The sequence below is a fragment of the Aeromonas sp. s13 genome, assembly GCF_040907905.1.
GTDB lineage: Bacteria > Pseudomonadota > Gammaproteobacteria > Enterobacterales > Aeromonadaceae > Aeromonas > Aeromonas veronii.
Map to the genome: position 1 here is coordinate 1 of NZ_JBFOCS010000045.1, position 19,358 is coordinate 19,358.

Genomic DNA, 19,358 nt, shown 5'->3' on the forward strand with positions numbered 1-19,358 from the left:
GGTGAAGTGCATCTGATCCCATGCATCTCATCCCATAACAACGGGGGCCGCAACTGCGGCCCCCGTTGTGTTTGGTGCGCTATCTTCGCGCACCTCATATTCATATATCTCAGGCTTCCAGCCAGCCTTATCCCCGCTTGTCAGCCAGCGCCACCAGCTGCTCCGCCAGCCGATGACCGTGCAGGTAGGAGGCGATCAGCTCGCTATCTGCCTTGCCCGATTCAATCTGCTGATACCAGTGCTCCAGCATGGCGGCAAAGCCGCGCTGGGCCAGCACCGGCTGCCAGTCGCTGGGGCCAAGCATCTCGGCCTGCTTATCGCGGGCGATGCTGCCGCGGGTGCAGTTCTCAAGGTGCAGGGAGAGATTGTCGCCATAGGCATCGATGCGCTCCTCGGTGATCCCGGCGCTGCGGTTCATGCTGCCGCTGATGGCGCGATCGCCGCTCTGCCAGCTGACGCTGACCCCGGCCAACAGGCTGCTGTCCTTCGTATCCGGTCGCAATACCGCATGAAAGTCGCCGCCCGGCACGCCGCCATAGAAGCAGAGACTGTCGAGCACATGGATAAAGTCATCGAACAGAAAATCCCGCGCCTTGCCCGGCAGGGCGAAGCGGTGTTTTTGCCAGTTCAGCTCGGTGAGCGGCTGGGCCCGCGCCTCGGCCATGGCGGGCAGATAGCGGCGGTTAAAGCCGGTAAAGAGGGGGTAATCTTGCGCGATGGCGAGGTTGGCCAGCCCCTCGGCCTCGGCCAGATTGTCGCACAGGGGCTTGTCGACAAAGGTGGGGATGCCTGCGCGCAGGCACTGCTCGGCAATCTGGCTGTGGACGGCGGTGGCGGCGTGGATCATCACGGCGTCGGGGCGGCTGGCCAGCATGGCTGCCACATCGGTAAAGCACTCGGCGATCCGGTACTGGCGGGCGAGTTTCTCCAGCACCGCCGGACTGCGGGTGCAGAGCAGCGGGGTGACCCGCTCGTCGCTCGCCAGCAGCGGCAGATAGGCTTTTTGGGCGATATCCCCCAGACCAATCATGGCAATGCGCATCTCAACTCCTTTTCACTCGATAACGGGACAAGCGGATAACTGCCCGCACCATCGCAGGATTTGTCCCGCAGATCCAGCCTGCCGTTAGCGCACTGGCTGGCATGTGCAGCTCTGTGCAAACGGCGATGTTATCTCGGCATGGCAAGATCGCTGACCGACTTGATCACCTCGGCCAGCCACTCGATGGCGAGATTGCCCTGGCTTTTGCGGTGTCTGCCGACCACCACCTCGAACGGCTGGGGCGCCCCGGCCAGCTCCAGCACACGAAAATCCCCAAGGGCGGCGATGGCCGACGGAAGGAATCAAATTGGGACACCCACCTTTTGGAGCGGGAGAAATTGGGACACCCATCTTTGGAGCAAGCCACTACTAGGCTACTTGCAGGCCCAATAAGGGGAGGTATCCGAACTGATGCCTGCAAAAGTTGGCTGGTGGGAGAGATTGCCAGGTTTAGAAAGCAACAGCCCCTGCACAGCCATTTATTGGACTATGTGCAATACTCGGAGCTATCAGCAGGGTGGATGCAAAGCTATCACAGCCTTGGTTGATGGCATCGTCGCTGGCCACAGTGGCGGGCAAACTGCTGACATTGATATCTGTCTCCCACCACTCTGATCCCTTGTCGCCTGAACAGCGTCACCTGCTTCAACCAGCGAACAGCATCGAGTCCCAATCGTTCCAGAATGGGTCCAAATTGGGCCGGAATATGACCCCGCTTGTCGGGCCGAATAGCACGACCAGTCCAATCAACCAGCATCAGGTAGTCGCTGAAGGCATAAGGCAGCTCTTCAGGCTTACCCTGGCGGGCAAACGGCAGCAAAAGTGGTGGCAAAACCTCAGTAGTAGCAGGCGCGTCAAGGCGCTGTTTGATACTGGTGTATTCACTCTGCTCTGGCCGATCGGTCAACGCAGCTCGTATCGGATTGAGGTCAACATACGCCATACAGGCCAACAAGGCGGATTCGGTGAGCAAAGCCTGACTCTTGAAGCGCCCCTCCCAGAAATGGCCCTTGCAACCATCTTCCTGATTGGCCTGACGGGCCAGATTTTCATTGAGTAGCCGAATAAACCAACTTATGGAGTGAAGCCGCTCCCGCCATTGGGCCAGCAATTGCTGCACGACAGCCAGCTCAGGCTCGATCAACATCTCCCCCTGATACCAGCGCCTGACCAAATGCGGCCACTGGAAAAGCGTCGCCCAGCGCTCAGCCACCTCCCGCTCACTCCAGTTGGCTGCGGTATCGGGCTCCACCTTGAGCACCAGATGATAATGATTGCTCATCACCGCATAAGCACAAATGCCAATTGCAAACAGCCGCGATAGTTGCCCCAACTTGTCGACCACCCACTGACGCCGATGCTCATAACTCTGGCCAGAATGGGCATCGTCACCACACAGAAAGGCTCGCCGCACACAGCGGCTGACCACATGGTAGTAAGGCGTATCCTGCAAGCTGATTTGACGTGAACGGGCAATGGTCATGGCACATCCCTCAACGGTGACCTCTTAAGTCAAGAACAGCCCTACGCCACTGTCAAAAAGGTGGGTGTCCCGAAAAAAGGGATTCTATTGCCCTCCCTATAACCATCCTCTCTCCCCTCCCCTTGCTTACTGCTTTATCAGAAGTCATCAGCCTGTCATCTGGCTGACATCCCGCGGTCATTTTCAAGTCATAGAGTTTTTCACTTATTTTTCATATGGATAGATAAGGAACATCATGACTTTCCCGCGCTCTTCTTATGTGGCTTTGGCCGTCTCGCTGGTCTTGCTTGGCGGCTGCCAGTCAGAGAACGAATCGTCTGCCGACAGCCAGGACAAAACCGCCTACCAATACAGCACCAAAGCGGTCTACAGCCCGCAGCAGCAGGCGGAGAGCTACGAGCCAGCGCCTCAGGGGTTCAGCCCGGTCTTTACCGAGATGGTGGCGCGCCACGGCTCGCGCTCCCTCTCCAGCCCGAAATATGACGTGCTGACCAAGCTGGTATGGGAAGAGGCGCAGCGTCAGGGGGCGCTCACCCCCCTCGGGCAGGGGCTGGGAGGCAAGGTCGATCTGGTGACGGCCGCCAACCAGAAACTGGGCTATGGCCTGCTCTCGGCGCTGGGCAAGGAGGAGCACGCCAATCTCGCCACCCGACTGGCGGCGCGGCTGCCGACCCTGCTCAACAGCAGCGAGCCCCACTGCATCAAGGTGGTCACCTCGGGCAAGGACAGGGCCAACGAAAGCGCCTTCTACTTTATGGAGAGCCTCAGGCGCGACGTGAACTATGTCAGCGACTCGGCGCAGTGCTACCTCACGCAGGATGACCCCTCGAAGATCGACAAAAAGCTGGTCAACAAGTTCGAGCTCTACTTCCACAAGACCACGCCCGAGGGGGATTACGCCCGCTACCTGCCCGCCTATGAGAGCTACCAGCGCTTTATCGGCGACGAAGATGCCGGAATCGCTCCGGCCCCCGAACTGGCAAGGGCGCTGGATCAGCTTAAAAACCTGAGCAAAACCAAAGAGATGGCCCGCAGCATGCTGGAGCGTATCTACAGCAAGGGCTTTGTCGACTATCTGGCGGGCGGCGTCGAGTTTGTCGCCGTCAACCCGGAGGATGGCGGCATGACCTATGTGCGCGACGAAGTGGATGCCGCCCTGATGCTCTACAACCTCTTTATCATCGGCCCCGGCATGATCCGCGAAGCGCAGGCACAGGGCAGCGAACCCTGGGCGCTGGAGCAGTTCCTCACCCCGGAAGAGTCTGCCTGGTTCTCCTACCTCTCCGATGCGGAAGATTTCTACGAGAAGGGGCCGAGCTTTGCCAACCAGAATGCCCCCTACGCCATTGCCCAGCCGCTGCTCGACGGCCTGTTTGGCGAGGTGCAGCGTCAGGTGGTGGAGGGCGAGCAGAGCCGACGGGCTACCCTGCGCTTTGCCCATGCCGAAGCCATTATCCCCCTCGCCGCCCTGATGAAGCTGGAAGGGAGCCGTCAGGGGGCCAGCCCGGATCAGCTGTTCAGCCAGCAGAACAACGAGTGGCGCGGCGGCTGGGTCTCCCCCTATACCGCCAATATTCAGTGGGATATCTACCAGAACGGGCAGCGACAGGTGCTGGTCAAGATGCTCTACAACGAAAAGGAGATCGCCTTTAAAACGGGCTGCCAGCCCTACCGTAGCGGCAGCCACTACTACGACTTCGGGGAGCTCAAGCGCTGCTACGGCTATAACGGCTAACCCTTCGCACGCCGGATATGGCAATCACAAGGGGCGACCAGCAGGTCGCCCCAATTCACTCCCCTTCCCTGCTTGCCAAAGCGGGATATGGCGATAAAGCCGCCGTCCGGTTCCATTTGCTGATCAAGCGCAAAAAATGATTAATTTCTGATGGTTATGTCACTTAAAGGCTCGCCTCGGCAGTTTCGTTTGGCTTACCATAGCCATCCAGAACCTGTTGAGCTGCGATGGGTTACAGCCAGCACGGGTCAAGGGAGCATATTGGAAGCTGTAATCCATGGGCGGTAGCATTGCTCATTGCTCACAAAGGTGGGTGTCCCAGATTTCTCCGTATTCTATGGTGAATTATGAGTTTAAATTTCATTGTTATTGATCGTGGTCAGCACAAACCAACACCTGTTTTTAATACCGCCTATCTTCGGATTGATTATTGGAATGATTTTTCCTTTGTCACTATGTTTTATCTAACTGTGTTTGATCAAACAGGGGCCGAGCATGACATTGGGAATATTAAAATTGCATTCAAAGGTCAGACAGAACAAATTAGCACACACTCCACACTAGAAAGTAATTTTTCTAGCCTCACAGATGAATATTTTTCGCTTGGAGTTGATCTGGATTTTTATGAGAATTTAGGTCGATTAGATGCGACTATTAAAGATAATATTTTGAGCTCTTTACAGGATATTGTATTTCTACCAGGAAGATTACCTGAACTTGAAAATGAGCGAGTATTAAACATATCTTTATTACGTGGTGTGTCCCTTTCAGATATTCACGGTCAATTTGCCAGAGTTTTGAAAGGATTAGTAGCATTATCGGACTTTCACTTTAACTTTATTCGTAGTGGCGTTAATGGGCTATGTGATTTGCGAATAACTTTCACAGTTAAAGTTGACGCTATTCCGAGCACAAATATTCACGCATTAATTGGCCGTAATGGCTGTGGTAAAACAACCATATTAAATGGCATGATTGAGGCTATAACTGACCCCACTAATAACTCTCTTTACTTTACTGAAAAAAAAGGTCTAATTACTGAACCCAAAATACCAAATGGATATTTTAGATCTCTTGTTTCTGTCTCCTTTAGTGCTTTTGACCCTTTTACACCACCAAAAGAACAACCAGACCCAGCTAAAGGAACCAGATATTTTTATATAGGTTTAAAAAATAAAGAAAACAATCAACAGTTAAACACACTTGATGATCTTCGTTTAGAGTTTGTTACGGCATTGATAGGCTGCTTGAGCGCTGAAAAGAAAAAAGACCTTTGGATCAACTCTATTAACAAACTAAGTAGCGACCAAAATTTTTCCAATATGGGGTTGAGTGTTCTATGTGATAAGTATTTAGAACTTAAACAAATGCATGTCAATCTCCAAGTCGATAGTAATAACTTTAGGGATTTGTTTTATAAGAATATATATCGCTATTTGTCCAGAATGAGTTCTGGTCATGCAATTGTATTATTTACTATAACTAGACTCATTGACACTGTCGGTGAAAAATCTCTGGTGTTACTTGATGAACCAGAAGGGCACCTACACCCCCCACTACTATCAGCATTTTTAAGAACCTTAAGCGACCTTTTATATACAACAAATGGAGTCGCGATAATAGCTACACACTCACCAGTTGTCTTGCAAGAAGTACCCAAGTCTAATGTTTGGAAGGTTATACGCTCTAGAGAAGCTATAAGTGTTGAACGCCCAGATATTGAAACGTTTGGCGAGAACTTAGGGGTTTTAACACGTGAAGTTTTCTCCCTAGAAATAATTAATTCTGGATACCATTTTTTATTAGCAAAATCTGTCGACACAGGAATGTCATACGAGGACATCCTAACTAAGTATAATAACCAGATTGGCTTGGAAGGAAGAACTGTTTTAAAAGCAATGGTATTGAATAGGGAGGCTAATAAAAATAAATGAAAAAAATAGTCCCTCATGAAATTTCGTTTCAAGATATGCTGCTTAAGTGTGCCGAAGGCATGGAGCAAGTCAATGTACAGTCAGATTTTAAAAACCAGCTCCCTATTCTTATAGCTCTAGAAAATATCTACCGAGAACTGGGGGGGAATGGAGTACTTTTTAAATATCCTAAAATAGAGCCGCTAACTGATACTACTCTCGTTGTTGGGAATTTGACAAAGTCAAAATTAATTAATCTTTATGAAAACAACTTAAGAAATAAAAATAAGCCTGCTAGAATATACTATGATGAGCTACTTGTCTCATCTGGTGAAAGATGTCCATTTTGTGGTGATATTGGATATACTAGAAATCTAGATCACTTCCTACCAAAGGCTCATTTTCCTGAATTTTCAGTTATGCCTCTCAATTTAGTCCCTTCATGCCGCGATTGTAACATGGGGGAAAAAGGACAAAAATATGCTCAAAAGGAAGAAGAACAAACGATTCATCCATATTTAGACAAAGATATTTTCTTTAAAGAACAATGGGTTTTTGCTAATTATATTGATGAGAATGAAGGTGCGCTAAATTACTATGTAGAATGCCCTATATATTGGCGGCAGGAGGACAAGTATAGAGCAATCAATCATTTTAAAAATTTGGGACTTACTAATAGATATCAATTGGAAGCGGGTAAACATCTTAGTGAATTAATTGATCAGAAAAAATCATTTAAAAAAATGATACTGAAAATAAACCCCCAAATAGATCCAATATACATGAAAAATGCTTTTATTGAGGCCAATCTTCAACCATTGATAAATTCTAGTCAATTTCCAAACCATTGGAAAAAAGTTATGTATCAATGCATAGCCAAGTCAAATGAATTCTTTAAAGACTATCAACTACGGTAAGTTAATATTAAAAATTCATTATATAAATAACATCAAAAATTATTTACATATTTTAAAAAGGCGACCATCCGGTCGCCTTTTTATTTTCTATCGCTTTCCAATCAGGAAATAAATATTACCGAGCCGGTCGCTTGGCACCATTTCCTTTGGCCGCAGGCTTGCCGCCTTGAGCTGCGGGTTTAGCACCTGGCTTGGCAGATCCTGCGCGGGTCGGGGTTTTACCCTTATGGGCGGGTTTGCCAGTCGGTTTGCTTTTACCCGCATTCTGGCCCGCACTCTTGCCTTCGCCCTGTGTGGCCGGTTTGCCATTAGCCGCGCCTTTGTGCAGCTGGGAACCCACTGGCTTGCCGCCCGTCGGCTTGTTGCCTGCGCCATTGCCGCGCTGGTGATTGATGTTGCTATGACGGGTCAGGGCCGGTTTCAACCCCTTGCCAGTGGCGGCGCGCTCGTTGCGCCCTTCCGGCGGCACCAGACACCCCGGGCCATTGCCAATCAGGTGGCCCTTGCCCATGGCGAGCAGGGCTTCGCGGATCATCTGCCAGCCAGCGGGATCGTGATAGCGCAGCAGCGCCTTGTGCAGGCGGCGACGGCGCTCGCCCTTGGCGACAAACACATCGCCACCGGTGCGGCTCACCTTGTTTAACGGGTTTTTCTCCGTGTAATACATGGTGGTGGCGTTGGCGAGCGGCGACGGATAGAAGTTCTGTACCTGATCAAGCTTGAAGCGGTTCTCTTTGACCCAGAGCGCCAGATTGATCATGTCTTCATCGGTAGTGCCCGGGTGGGCGGAGATAAAGTAGGGGATCAGGTACTGCTGCTTGCCCGCCTCTTTGGAGTATTTGTCGAACAGCTCCTTGAACTGGTAGTAGCTGCCCATGCCCGGCTTCATCATCTTGGAGAGCGGGCCCTCCTCGGTGTGTTCCGGCGCGATCTTGAGGTAGCCGCCGACGTGGTACTTGGCCAACTCCTTGATATAGCGGGGATCTTCCACCGCGATGTCGTAACGCACGCCGGAGGCGATGAGGATCTTCTTGATCCCCTTGAGGTCGCGCGCCTTGCGATAGAGGTTGATGGTCGGGCTGTGGTCGGTGTCCATGTGCGGGCAGATGGTGGGCCAGACACAGGAGGCACGACGGCAGGTCTGCTCGGCCTTGGGGCTCTTGCAACGCAGCTTGTACATGTTGGCGGTGGGGCCGCCGAGATCCGAGATGACCCCGGTAAAGCCCGGCACCTTGTCGCGGATATCTTCGATTTCTTTGAGGATCGACTCTTCCGAGCGGCTCTGGATGATGCGCCCTTCGTGCTCGGTGATGGAGCAGAAGGAGCAGCCGCCAAAGCAGCCGCGCATGATGTTGACCGAGGTCTTGATCATCTCGAACGCCGGGATCTTCTCGTTGCCATAGGCCGGGTGCGGCACCCGCTGGTAAGGCAGGCCGAATACGCCGTCCATCTCCTCGGTTTCCAGCGGGAAGGCGGGCGGGTTGACCCAGACGATGCGATCGCCGTGAGCCTGCGACAGGGCGCGGGCACAGCCGGGGTTGGTCTCGTGGTGCAGAATGCGCGAGGCGTGGGCGTAGAGCACCTTGTCCTCTTTCACCCGCTCGAATGCCGGCAGCTTCACATAGGTTTTTTCCCACGGCTTGGGCTTGGCCGGCTGCACCAGCACCGGCTGGGCTTCCTGCGCGGCAGGGGCCGCGTCGGTAGCGTCATCCGAGCATGGGGCCCCTTCCATATAAGGGTTCATGATGGGATCGATGCGGCCAATCTGGTCGAGCTTGCTCGAATCCACCCCTTTCCAGCCCGGCAGCGGCTCCTTGCGGATGACGGCGGTGCCGCGAATATCCTGCATGGTCTCGATGGTCTCCCCCGCTGCGATGCGGTGGGCCACTTCCACCAGCGGCCGCTCGGCGTTGCCGTAGATGAGGATATCGGCCTTGGCATCAAGCAGGATGGAGCGGCGGATGGTCTCGGACCAGTAGTCGTAGTGGGCAATGCGGCGTAGGGAAGCCTCGATGCCGCCGATAACGACGGGGACCTCCTTGAAGGCCTCCTTGCAGCGCTGGGTATAGACCAGGGTGGCGCGATCCGGCCGCTTGCCGCCCACATCCCCCGGGGTGTAGGCGTCGTCGTGGCGCAGCTTTTTGTCGGAGGTGTAGCGGTTGATCATGGAGTCCATGTTGCCCGCGGTGACCCCGAAGAAGAGGTTCGGTTTACCCAGACGCATAAAGTCATCCTTCGATGACCAGTCCGGCTGGGCGATGATGCCGACCCGAAAGCCCTGCGCCTCCAGCATGCGGCCGATGACCGCCATGCCGAAGCTCGGGTGATCCACGTAGGCATCCCCCGTCACCAGAATGACGTCGCAGCTGTCCCAACCGAGCTTGTCCATCTCTTTACGGGACATGGGCAGGAAGGGCGCCGTGCCGTAGCACTCGGCCCAATAGCGGGGATAGGAGAAAAGGTTGGGTACCGGCTGCATTTTAACCACCTGGAACAATTCGGGTCGCGCATTATACCGGTTGCAGCCAAGGGGGGCGATGGCTTTTTGTCCCTATAGATCCCACGGAATAGGCCGCCGCCCGCAATAGCAAGGGCGCCCGCAGGCGCCCTTGTGATGATAGAGGCTGATAACCGGCCCCCGCTTGAGCGCGCAGGTCAGGATTCAGGCCAGGATTCAGGCCAAGGCGCTGATCAGGGGGCCGGAGGCTGCGACTCCCCTGCCCCCTTGGCGGCCAGCGCTTCATCTACCTGTTGATCCCGCGCCCCTGTCATGCCGGCGTGACGGGCGATCAGATGGTAGATGGCGGGCACCACCAGCAGGGTGACCAGGGTGGCCAGCGACAATCCGAAGAAGACCACTGTCCCCACCGCCATCCGGCTCTCGTAGCCTGCCCCCATGGAGAGCATCAGCGGCACTGCGCCGATAATAGCGGTGAGCGAGGTCATCAGGATCGGCCGCAAGCGGCGCACCGAGCCTGCGATGATCGCCTCCTCGAACCCTTCCCCGCGCTGGCGCAACTGGTTGATGAACTCGACGATGAGGATGCCGTTTTTGGTCACCATGCCAATCAGCATGATCATCCCGATCTGGCTGTAGATGCTCATCTCCTGCCCCGTCAGCCAGAGGCCAAGCAGGCCGCCGAAGATGCCGAGCGGCACCGTCACCATCACCACCGCCGGGGTCAGGGTGCTCTCGAACTGGGCCACCAGCACCAGATAGACCACCAGCAGGGCGAGGCCAAAGACCAGCACCATCTCCCCCTGATTGTCGCGGTAATCCTTGGAATCACCGGCGTAATCCACCGTCATGCCGGTGGGCAGGTTGGCGTTGGCCCAGCCATCGAGGAAATCGAGGGCCTCACCCAGGGTGTGATCGGGGTGGACGTCGGCGGTCAGGGTGATCGCTTTTTGCCGCTGGTAGTGGTTGAGGCGGTTGGCGGTCGCCACCTGCTTGACGGTCGCCAGGGTCGAGAGACTGACCATCTCGCCGTTGGCGGCCTTCAGGTAGATGCGACCGAGATCCGAGATGCCATTGAACTCGGTCTGGTTGCCGCGCAGGTAGACGTCATACTCCTCACCCCTGTCCACATAGGTGGTCTTGCTCGCCCCGCCCAGCAGGGTCTGCAAGCTGTTGGCCACGGTGGAGACCGGAATGCCAAGCTGGCTGGCGCTGTCGCGATTGATGGTCACCTGCAGCTCGGGGGTCTTCTCGGCGTAGTCGAGATCCGGGCTCAGCATCAGGCCGCTGCCCTGCGCCGCCTGTTGCAGCGCCAACCCCTGCTGGTAGAGCTCGGCATAGTCGTTGCCCTGCAGCACGAACTGCACCGGCGCGGTGGAGCCGCCCCGGAAACCGGGCTGGAAGGTGCGGATCATCACATCGGGAATGCCGGAGAGTTTGGCACCCAGCGAGCGGGAGAACTCGGTGGCGGTGACGTCGCGCTCGGCCCAGTCGGTGAGCTGGATGATCACCATACCGGTCTGATCGCCGCCACGGCCAAAGGCGGGGGTACTGAAGCTCAGCGCCTGCACCACCCCTTTACCCAGCATCGGCATGATGGCGGACTCCACCTGCTGCATGTTGCGCTTCATCCGCTCGATGCTGGTCCCCTCTGCCCCCTTGACGAAGACATAGATGACGCCACGATCCTCGGTCGGGGTGAGGCTGGTCGGTAGTTGGGTAAAGAGGGCGCCGATACCGCCCAGACAGAGCAGCAACACCAGCGGCGTCCAGCGGGAGCGACGCAGCACCCACGCCAGCAGGTGGCGATAGTGCCCCTCCAGCCAGCCGAGCCCGCGATCGAGCCCGGCTGTCAGCCGGTTCGGCCGATCGAGCGGTCGCATCAGCCAGGAGCCCATGGCCGGGGTCAGGGTCAGCGCCACCAGCGAGGAGCAGAGCACAGCCAAGGAGAGCAATATCGCAAACTCGGTAAAGAGCCGCCCCACCATGCCATCCATAAAGGCGATGGGGACAAACACCATCACCAGCACGGCGGTGGTGGCGATGACCGCAAAGCCCACCTCGCGGGTGCCGTGCCAGGCGGCCAGCAGGGGCGGTTCCCCCCGCTGCAGATGGTGGTGGATGTTCTCCACCACCACGATAGCGTCATCCACCACCAGGCCGATGGCGAGAATAAGGGCCAGCAGGGTGATGAGGTTGATGGAAAAGCCGAAATACCAGGCACCGATAAAGGCAGAGATGAGCGACACCGGCACCGTAATGGCCGGAATCAGCGTGGTGCGCCCCTGCCCGAGGAACAGATAGAGCACCGCCACCACCAACACGGCGCAGATGGCCAGGGTCTCGTACACCTCGTCGATGGCCTGCTTGATAAAGATGGTGGAGTCGTAATCCACCTCGAGCTTGGCCCCCTCAGGCAGGAAGCGCTGCATCTCACCGAGTTTCTTCTCGATCCCCTGCGCCACCGCCAGCGGGTTGGCGGTGGACTGGGCGACGATGCCGATACCCAGGCTCTCTTTGCCGTTGCGCTGATAGGCGCTGTCTTCGTTCTTGGCTCCCACCGCCACGTCGGCGATATCGGCCAGATAGACGCTCTGGCCGTTGGCGGCTGTGGTGACTTGCAGCTGCTGGAAATCTTCCGCTGTGTGATAGAGACGGGCGATCTGCACCGCCATGGTCATGGAGTTGTTGCGGATCTCGCCCCCCGGCAGCTCGATATTCTCCCGCTTGAGGGCCTCTTCCACATCGCTCACCGTGATACCACGGGCGGCCATGTCGGCCGGGCGCAGCCGCACATACATCACCTGGGTGAGATCGCCGGAGAGCGCCACTTCGCTCACCCCGTCCACCAGACTCAGGGGGTCGACCAGCACGCGGTTGGCGTAGTCGGTCATGGCGGTGCGATCCATCTGGCTGCTGCTGAAGTTGAGCCAGATCGCCACATCACCGTTGCCGCTGTCCTTGGTCACCAGCGGCTCGTCCACATCATCGGGCAGCCGGGGCCGCGCGCGGGAGAGGGCATCGCGCACATCGGAGATCCCCTCCACCATGTTCCAGCCGAGCTTGAACTCGACGGTGATCATCGAGCGCCCCTTGCGGGTCATGGAGTTGATGTTCTTGATACCGCTGATGCCGGAGAGCTGATCCTCGATGGGCTTGGTGACCTGACTCTCCATCACCGAGGGGGCGGCCCCCTCATAGGTGGTGGTGATGGAGACCGACGGGATCTGCACATCGGGCATCTCCCGCACCGTCAATTTGCTGAAGGCGACCAGACCAAACACGGTGAGCAGGGCGCTGAGCACCACCGCCACCAGCGGGCGACGTACTGAGATATCGGAGAGCCACATCAGCCGTTTACCTCGGCCAGATCACGCACCTGCACCCCATCACGCAGATTGACCAGCCCCTCGACCACGATGCGATCGCCGACCTTCAGCCCCTCGGTGACCCAGACGGTCTCCCCTTCGGTCTCGCCGAGCACTACAGGCACCCGCTTGACCCGGCCATCGGCCTCAAGACGGTAAACAAAGCGCTGCTCACCGGCATACTCCACCGACTGGGCGGGGATCAGGGTGAGCTGCTGGGCCGGCAGTGCCAGCTCCACATTGAGCAACATGCCCGGGCGCAACTGGCCATTGCCATTGGGGATCATCACCCGCGCCTTGATGTTCTGGGTATCGTTGGAGACGCGGCTGTCGAGGGTGGTCAAGGTGCCGTTGAATTGCTGATCCGGCCAGGCGGTACTGGTGGCGGTGACCGCCATGCCCGGTCGCAGCAGGGAGAGGTAACGCTCCGGCACCGCCAGATCGAGGCGCAGTTTGTCCAGTTCATCGAGATGCAGCAGGGTATCGCCGCTGTTGACCAGCGCCCCTTCGCTCAGATCAATCAGGCTCACGGTACCGGCAAAGGGCGCCTGCAAGGTACGCAGGGAGAGCTCGTAGCGGGCGGCATCGAGGCGGGCCTGCACCTGGGCCACGGTGGCCTCCTGCCCCTCCAGCTCGGATTGGGTCACGGCGCCACGGGCCACCAGCTTGCGCATATCCCCCAGCTTGCGGTTCTCGTCGCGCAGACTGGCGCTCTGCTCGGCCAGCTCAGCCTGCTGCTTGCCCGCATCGAGCGCGATCAGGGTCTCCCCCTTCGCCACGCTCTGACCAGATTGCACCGCAATCTTGACGATGCGACCGGTCACTTCGGGGCTGATGATGACAGAGCGATTGGCTGCCAGCTTGCCCACCAGCTTGAGGGTCGGCTCGGCCAGGCTCTGCTTGACGGTTTGAGTGCGGATATTGACCTGTCTGGTCGGTGCTTTGGCGGCGGGTTCGCTGTGACGCAGCGCCCAGACGCCGGCAACCACGATTAGAAGAAGGCCCAAGCCGAGCCAGATACGCATTTTCATCGAACAGTCCATGAAGAGTGAGAGGGTAAATCCAGATTGGGGCCATTTTAGCCCCAGACTATGCCGTGACTATGTATAAATGTGACAAAACGTAACAAGAGCGGGATAAGCTCACTCTGTTTCAGGTCGCGCCGTTTGTTTTCACGCCACATCGCATACACTAACGACAATTTCCTTCGCAACCCGACTGACTGCCTATGCCCAAAATGTCTGACCACCGCTTTCTCACACGCCTGACCTGGCTCCTGTTCGCCGTGGTCATCCTGCTGATTGGTCTGACCTTGCGGCAAAGCCTGAAACAGATAGAACGCCTCTACCAGAGCGATACTCTCAACAGCGCCATCTACCTGCGGGATCGGTTCAAACAGACCGAAGTGTTTCTGGAGGCGATGCGCGGTCAGGCCGAAGAGCGACTGCGCAGCGACCCCCAGTCGGTGCTCACCCGCCAGCTCTATGGCCATATCGAGGCGCTGCCAGAGGGGCTGGCCCTCGACAAGCTCCCCGGCGATTTACCGGCCGGACTGGCGGGCAACCTCACCGGTGACGGCCCGCTGCCGTCCCCCGGCAGTGCGCGGGAGGCGCAACTTCATTTGGCCCTGAGCCTCTCCCCCTTGTTGTCCACCGCCAGCCAGCGCCTGGGCAGCGAGATCGCCTGGGCCTACTTCACCGGCGTGGACAACTTTATCTACCTCTATCCCTGGATCCCCTCCAGCCAGTTTCGTTTTGCCCGCAGCATCTATGACAAGCACTACTGGCAGGATGCACTGATGTCACCCAACCCCAGCCGGGACACCATTCTCTCCCGCCCCTACGAAGATTTTGCCGGACTGGGCACCATGGTCACCATGTCCCAGCCTCTCTACAAGGACGGCTCGCTGGTAGGGATGATCAGCATGGACATCCTGCTCTCACGCTTGCAATCGCAGCTCAATCAACTGGCACCGGCGCTGGGTGAGTATCTGCTGCTCAATCAGTACCATCAGGTGCTGGCCAGCAGCGCGCGCCAACCCGTGGTGCCGCAAGACCCCGAGCCGACCGACGAATACCAGTGGCAACAAGGGGCATTGCAGCTGACCATGGCAATCCCAGATACCCCGCTGAGACTGGTGCACAGCGTCACCCTGCTGCCACTGGTGTGGGCCATGCTCTGCCAGTCAACGCCGACCCTGCTCGCCATCCTCTTTATGCTGCTGGCCGCCCTCTCCAACCTGAGGTCCCATCGCCTCAACCAGCGGCTCAATTATCTCTCCTGCCACGATGCCCTCACCGGCGCCTTCAACCGCCACTATCTGGTGCTGCTGGAACAGGCGGGAGAGCTGTCCCGGTTGCAAGCGGGGATCCTGATGTTCGATGCGGATCACTTCAAACGGGTCAATGACAACTTCGGCCATGCCGTCGGCGATATCGTGCTGATCCGGCTGGTGCAGATCTGCCAGCAGCAGCTTAGACCCACAGATCACCTGATCCGCTGGGGTGGCGAAGAGTTTCTGCTGCTGATTGGCCGCGCAGATGCAACGCAGCTCGGCGAGCTGGCGGAGCGGCTGAGAAAAGCGGTGGCAGATCATGACTGGGCCGCCATCGAACCCGGGCTGGAGGTCACCATCAGCCTCGGCTATCTGCCCCATCAGGAGAACCTTCCCCTGCACGAAGCGGTGCGCCGTGCCGATGTGGCGCTCTATCAGGCCAAGGCCAACGGTCGCAACCGCAGCGAAAGATGGCAGGGTGACGCCTCCTGACTCTCGGAGTAAGCTGAGCCCTCAACCCCTTTTTTGGAGGACTGTCGTGCCACGTAAACCCCGCGTAGGGCTCGCTCTCGGGAGCGGCGCCGCCAGAGGATGGGCCCATATCGGCGTCATCCGCGCCCTTGAACGTCTCGGCATCAAACCGGATTTGATCGCTGGCTGCTCCATCGGCAGCTTTGTCGGTGCCGCCTATGCCGCCGGAGAACTGGATCGGCTGGAAACCTGGGTGCGCGGCTTTACCCGCCTGCAGGTGGTCAGCCTGCTCGACCCGGCCCTCTCTGGCGGTCTGTTTCGCGGCGAAAAGGTATTTGGCCTTGCCGCCAGCCATCTGGGGGATCCCGATCTCGAGAGCCTGCCCATCCCCTTCGCCTGCATCGCCACCGAACTCGATACCGGCCGCGAGATCTGGTTGCAACAGGGCCCGCTGCGCCAGTCGGTGCGCGCCTCCTGCGGCATGCCGGGGATCCTCACCCCGACCCGGATCAACGACCGCTGGCTGGTCGATGGCGCCGTGGTCAATCCGGTGCCCATCTCGCTGGCCCGCGCCATGGGGGCCGAGGTGGTGATTGCGGTCAACCTCAACACCGATATGCACCAACCCTGGACCGATGAGCCGGATCAACCCGGCAGCGGCGGCCTGCTCAGCCAGTGGCTCAATCGCGGTGAATCGGCGCCAGCCACACCGGGTCTGTGGAGCGTGATGAGTGGCTCCATCAACATCATGCAGGAGCGGATCACCCGTGCCCGGATGGCCGGTGACCCGCCGGAGATCCAGCTCTGCCCGCGCCTTGGTAGCTTCTCCATCATGGATTTTCATCGTGCCAGCGATGCCATAAACGAGGGGGAAGCCTGCGTCGAGCGCAACCTCGATCAGCTCAAGGATGAACTGGGCCGCCTCGGGTTGCTGGGCAGTTAGTTGTCGACATGCAGCGGTTTACACATGAAAAAGCGCCATTCGGCGCTTTTTTCAACTTGCTTACCCGGTTACTCCTTACGGTAGAAGAGCAACCCGAGCAGAATCACCCCCACAGAGACCAGCAGATAGAGTCCCAGACTGGGATTGGTGATACCGCCATACAGAATGATGAGCGCGCCCAGGGTGGCGCAGGTCGGGATCACAAACCGCTTTATCCAGCCCAACTCGGTAAAGGTGCGCATGTACCAGACATAGAGGAACAGATAGAGGCCATAAATCAGCACGATCGGCATCTCGTCCAGGGCGATGTAACGACCGAATGTCTCGTTGATGCTGCAGTACCACAGCACTGAGTAGATCACCGACAACAGCGCTGCCGCGAGGGCCGAGTTGATGGGCATGTGGTGATGCGGTTCGATACGGCTCATCCACTTGGGGGCAGGCCCCTGATTGCGGATCGCCAGCGAGTAGGGAATGCGCATGGTCGCCAGCACCAGACCATTGAGGGTGCCGAGGCAGGAGATAATCACGAACACGGTCAAAATGGTCGAGGCAGTCCCGCCAAACAGGCTGGTTGTCGCGAGATTTACCGCGTTATCCCCTTGCGCCACTATCTCGTCCGTCGGCAAGACGCTGGCGATCCCCAGAAAATAGGTGACGTAGACCACAAAGACTATCAGGGTGCCAATCACCAGCGCTCTGGGCAGATTCTTCTTGGAATCGCGAATTTCGCTGTTGATGGTCACGGCGGCGATCCACCCCTCATAAGCGAAGGCGGTGGCAACCACGGCCGTGGCCAGAGTGCCTCCGGTGCTTCCTATCCCATCCATTGCCTGCACAAAGTTGGTCACGGTGACACCATTGAGCAAGCCTGAAATGGTGCCCACAATGGCAACCAGGATCAGCGGGATCAACTTGATCAGGGTAGAGCCCACTTGCAGCTTGCCCGCCAGGACCGGGGTATAGAAGTTGATCAGATAGGTGACCGTCATATAGACAGCCGCCAGTATCCAGGTCGCACCAGAGTTGGTCGGATTATCACTACCGAGCAAGATCATGGTGTACAGAGCGGCGACCCAGGCAAGGATGGCGGAAAGAGGGGCGTAATAGAGTACGCCTTTGAACCACCCCACCAGATAACCAAACATTTTGCCGTATGCCGCTTCGGCATAATCGACGATACCGTTGGACTTTTCGATCCGCTGGGCAAACTCGGCAAACACCAGCGCGCCGAAGATCATCGAAAATGCCCCCAGCGCCCATGCCAGCAGCGCAATGGCCAGATTACCGCCAGTCAGACGCAGTACATCATCGGCCTTGAAGAAGACACCGGAGCCGATCACCACGCCGACCACCATCGCAATGGCAGTCATCAGGCCATAACGTTTATCCAACTCATTACTGCTCATACCCATACTCCATACGATTGCTCATATCATCCTGAATGTAATAGTGTTCAGGTGGCCAGATACCACCAGGGGCCCACTTTTCGGGGCCGCTTATTCTCGTTGGCCTGTATGGATAATTCAAAGCGTGTTAGATCAAAATATCGATCGGCAACCCAAAAAAAATACCGCCCGAAGGCGGCATTTCTATTCACATCGATGATCACGCCTTGGCGAGGTCATCCGGGCCAATCTGGCCGATTTCGGCGACTTTCTTGTCTGCCAGCAGCCAGAGGGTGAACTTGTGCAGATCCGGGTGGTGCGCCAGGGCAACCAGGAAGGCGCCCCCAACTTCACGGTAACCCAGCTCGTAGTTTTTCAGCGTGGTGGGAGGAACACCCAGCAAATCTGCAAACTTCGGACGGCTCAAACCGACCGCTTCACGGATCTGACGGATCTTCTTGCCAACAGTGACGATATTTGAATTCATAATGTTCCATACTCCGTTTGGCGGATTTACTCCGCCTTTTATTTTTCGCGACGACTCGTAGTCAAGTGTATCAGTTTTGTTCGGACTCGTTATGGTCGAGCCTCTATCTTATGAGCGCCTTTCGGCGACAACCCTTGCCTTCAAGGGGGGATGGTAATCGCTCAGCCGCCTCAGGTAAACAGTCTCGAAAAGAAACCTTTATTGTGGCCCCCCCAATAACTCGTATAATCCGCCGGATACCCATTAAGAGGAATAAGTATGGCGTTTCCCGGCATTATCTCTCGCCTGCACCCCGTATCCAGCACAGAAGAACTGGCACAACAGCGCCTGCAAGGTGAACAATATCGCGCCGAAGCATTCTGGCTTCCGGCCTTGATGTCCAGCCACGCCAGCGAACTGCTGGCCGCCCTGCCGGAGAGCTGCAGTCTGTTTCTTGAACAGGCATGCCCAGACCTGGCCCTGCGCAGCCACGACGGCACCTTGCATAACAATGAGCAGCTCGTCACGGTAAATGGTCAGGCGATTGCTCTGGCAACCACCCCGGGTGATGGTGGTCTGGTGCCCGAATCGGGCATGTGCGAAATGGCCGACTGGCTGGAGGCGGGACATCGCCACTTCATCTGTTCAGCTGCGGTTCAGCCTGTGGCTCGCGCCATCCTCAACATCTGGCCCCTTGACCCCTATCTGGCCCGACATTTCTTGATGACATTTACCCCCCTGCTGCAGAGCGCAACCCTGGCAGATTACCTCGCGGTCTTTGCCGCCAGAGCGAATCCTGCCAGCCCGCATAGCGACTGGGTTCAGGCCTATATGAAGCTGGAGAAGAAACTGCACAGGGCCTATCTGGATCACTAATTAATCTGGATAAACAGCCAGTT

14 protein-coding genes are annotated in these 19,358 nt (G+C 57.0%); 6 read left to right on the forward strand and 8 right to left on the reverse strand.

The genetic code is table 11. The annotated features are described in order from the left end of the window. Positions 1 to 127 precede the first annotated feature (127 nt). The 3 genes from AB5Y82_RS07980 to AB5Y82_RS07990 all read right to left on the reverse strand — a co-directional run bounded on the left by AB5Y82_RS07980 (position 128) and on the right by AB5Y82_RS07990 (position 2,525). Positions 128 to 1,042 carry a Gfo/Idh/MocA family protein gene (locus AB5Y82_RS07980; protein ID WP_368173840.1) on the reverse strand — a complete coding sequence of 305 codons (915 nt, stop codon included), beginning with the start codon at positions 1,040 to 1,042 and terminating at the stop codon, positions 128 to 130. 128 nt (positions 1,043 to 1,170) lie between these two features. Then, positions 1,171 to 1,305, reverse strand: a complete 135-nt coding sequence (locus tag AB5Y82_RS07985) for a hypothetical protein (protein ID WP_368173841.1) — start codon at positions 1,303 to 1,305, stop codon at positions 1,171 to 1,173. Between the two features lie 269 nt (positions 1,306 to 1,574). Further along, complete coding sequence (locus AB5Y82_RS07990) at positions 1,575 to 2,525, reverse strand: transposase (RefSeq protein WP_368173842.1); 951 nt, start codon at positions 2,523 to 2,525, stop codon at positions 1,575 to 1,577. A 235-nt stretch (positions 2,526 to 2,760) separates the two neighbouring features. Here AB5Y82_RS07990 and AB5Y82_RS07995 point away from each other — a divergent pair, with 235 nt between their 5' ends. The 3 genes from AB5Y82_RS07995 (at position 2,761) to AB5Y82_RS08005 (ending at position 7,090) form a co-directional block, all read left to right on the forward strand. Beyond that, positions 2,761 to 4,260, forward strand: coding sequence for a histidine-type phosphatase (locus AB5Y82_RS07995; RefSeq protein ID WP_368173843.1), 1,500 nt, complete (start codon positions 2,761 to 2,763; stop codon positions 4,258 to 4,260). Between the two features lie 347 nt (positions 4,261 to 4,607). Continuing rightward, the gene (locus AB5Y82_RS08000) at positions 4,608 to 6,194 is read left to right on the forward strand and encodes an AAA family ATPase (RefSeq protein WP_368173844.1); all 1,587 of its coding nucleotides are present in this window, start codon (positions 4,608 to 4,610) and stop codon (positions 6,192 to 6,194) included. Then, on the forward strand, positions 6,191 to 7,090 hold the full coding sequence (locus AB5Y82_RS08005) for an HNH endonuclease (protein ID WP_368173845.1): 900 nt from the start codon (positions 6,191 to 6,193) through the stop codon (positions 7,088 to 7,090). The genes AB5Y82_RS08000 and AB5Y82_RS08005 overlap by 4 nt, the downstream gene beginning before the upstream one ends. Positions 7,091 to 7,205: 115 nt before the next feature. Here AB5Y82_RS08005 and AB5Y82_RS08010 read toward each other — a convergent pair whose 3' ends face one another. From AB5Y82_RS08010 to AB5Y82_RS08020, 3 genes are all read right to left on the reverse strand, one after another. Then, a complete protein-coding gene (locus AB5Y82_RS08010; RefSeq protein WP_368173846.1) occupies positions 7,206 to 9,569 on the reverse strand; it encodes a YgiQ family radical SAM protein in 2,364 nt (787 codons plus the stop codon). Positions 9,570 to 9,781: 212 nt separating this feature from the next. Next, positions 9,782 to 12,898, reverse strand: coding sequence for an efflux RND transporter permease subunit (locus AB5Y82_RS08015; protein ID WP_368173847.1), 3,117 nt, complete (start codon positions 12,896 to 12,898; stop codon positions 9,782 to 9,784). After that, positions 12,898 to 13,947: an efflux RND transporter periplasmic adaptor subunit gene (locus tag AB5Y82_RS08020; RefSeq protein WP_040065810.1), complete on the reverse strand. Its 1,050-nt coding sequence runs from the start codon at positions 13,945 to 13,947 to the stop codon at positions 12,898 to 12,900. The genes AB5Y82_RS08015 and AB5Y82_RS08020 overlap by 1 nt, the downstream gene beginning before the upstream one ends. 197 nt (positions 13,948 to 14,144) lie before the next feature. Between AB5Y82_RS08020 and AB5Y82_RS08025 the strand changes: the two genes are divergently transcribed. Further along, on the forward strand, positions 14,145 to 15,683 hold the full coding sequence (locus tag AB5Y82_RS08025; protein ID WP_368173848.1) for a diguanylate cyclase: 1,539 nt from the start codon (positions 14,145 to 14,147) through the stop codon (positions 15,681 to 15,683). A 46-nt stretch (positions 15,684 to 15,729) separates the two neighbouring features. Then, positions 15,730 to 16,605 carry a patatin-like phospholipase family protein gene (locus AB5Y82_RS08030; protein WP_100654262.1) on the forward strand — a complete coding sequence of 292 codons (876 nt, stop codon included), beginning with the start codon at positions 15,730 to 15,732 and terminating at the stop codon, positions 16,603 to 16,605. A gap of 68 nt (positions 16,606 to 16,673) precedes the next feature. On the opposite strand, the gene AB5Y82_RS08035 is transcribed toward AB5Y82_RS08030, so the two are convergent. Together AB5Y82_RS08035 and AB5Y82_RS08040 are read right to left on the reverse strand one after the other, a co-directional pair. Next, positions 16,674 to 18,014, reverse strand: coding sequence for an APC family permease (locus tag AB5Y82_RS08035; protein ID WP_005338365.1), 1,341 nt, complete (start codon positions 18,012 to 18,014; stop codon positions 16,674 to 16,676). A 199-nt stretch (positions 18,015 to 18,213) separates the two neighbouring features. Beyond that, positions 18,214 to 18,480, reverse strand: a complete 267-nt coding sequence (locus AB5Y82_RS08040; protein WP_005338367.1) for a DNA-binding transcriptional regulator — start codon at positions 18,478 to 18,480, stop codon at positions 18,214 to 18,216. 258 nt (positions 18,481 to 18,738) lie between these two features. Between AB5Y82_RS08040 and AB5Y82_RS08045 the strand changes: the two genes are divergently transcribed. After that, on the forward strand, positions 18,739 to 19,335 hold the full coding sequence (locus tag AB5Y82_RS08045; RefSeq protein ID WP_368173849.1) for a hypothetical protein: 597 nt from the start codon (positions 18,739 to 18,741) through the stop codon (positions 19,333 to 19,335). Positions 19,336 to 19,358: the final 23 nt, after the last annotated feature.

Bases quoted from the DNA above. Each gene is read 5' to 3' on its own strand.
- AB5Y82_RS07980 (WP_368173840.1), bottom strand. From the start codon at position 1,042: ATGCGCATTGCCATGATTGGTCTGGGGGATATCGCCCAAAAAGCCTAT.
- AB5Y82_RS07990 (WP_368173842.1), bottom strand. From the start codon at position 2,525: ATGACCATTGCCCGTTCACGTCAAATCAGCTTGCAGGATACGCCTTAC.
- AB5Y82_RS07995 (WP_368173843.1), top strand. From the start codon at position 2,761: ATGACTTTCCCGCGCTCTTCTTATGTGGCTTTGGCCGTCTCGCTGGTC.
- AB5Y82_RS08000 (WP_368173844.1), top strand. From the start codon at position 4,608: ATGAGTTTAAATTTCATTGTTATTGATCGTGGTCAGCACAAACCAACA.
- AB5Y82_RS08005 (WP_368173845.1), top strand. From the start codon at position 6,191: ATGAAAAAAATAGTCCCTCATGAAATTTCGTTTCAAGATATGCTGCTT.
- AB5Y82_RS08010 (WP_368173846.1), bottom strand. From the start codon at position 9,569: ATGCAGCCGGTACCCAACCTTTTCTCCTATCCCCGCTATTGGGCCGAG.
- AB5Y82_RS08015 (WP_368173847.1), bottom strand. From the start codon at position 12,898: ATGTGGCTCTCCGATATCTCAGTACGTCGCCCGCTGGTGGCGGTGGTG.
- AB5Y82_RS08020 (WP_040065810.1), bottom strand. From the start codon at position 13,947: ATGAAAATGCGTATCTGGCTCGGCTTGGGCCTTCTTCTAATCGTGGTT.
- AB5Y82_RS08025 (WP_368173848.1), top strand. From the start codon at position 14,145: ATGCCCAAAATGTCTGACCACCGCTTTCTCACACGCCTGACCTGGCTC.
- AB5Y82_RS08035 (WP_005338365.1), bottom strand. From the start codon at position 18,014: ATGAGCAGTAATGAGTTGGATAAACGTTATGGCCTGATGACTGCCATT.
- AB5Y82_RS08040 (WP_005338367.1), bottom strand. From the start codon at position 18,480: ATGAATTCAAATATCGTCACTGTTGGCAAGAAGATCCGTCAGATCCGT.
- AB5Y82_RS08045 (WP_368173849.1), top strand. From the start codon at position 18,739: ATGGCGTTTCCCGGCATTATCTCTCGCCTGCACCCCGTATCCAGCACA.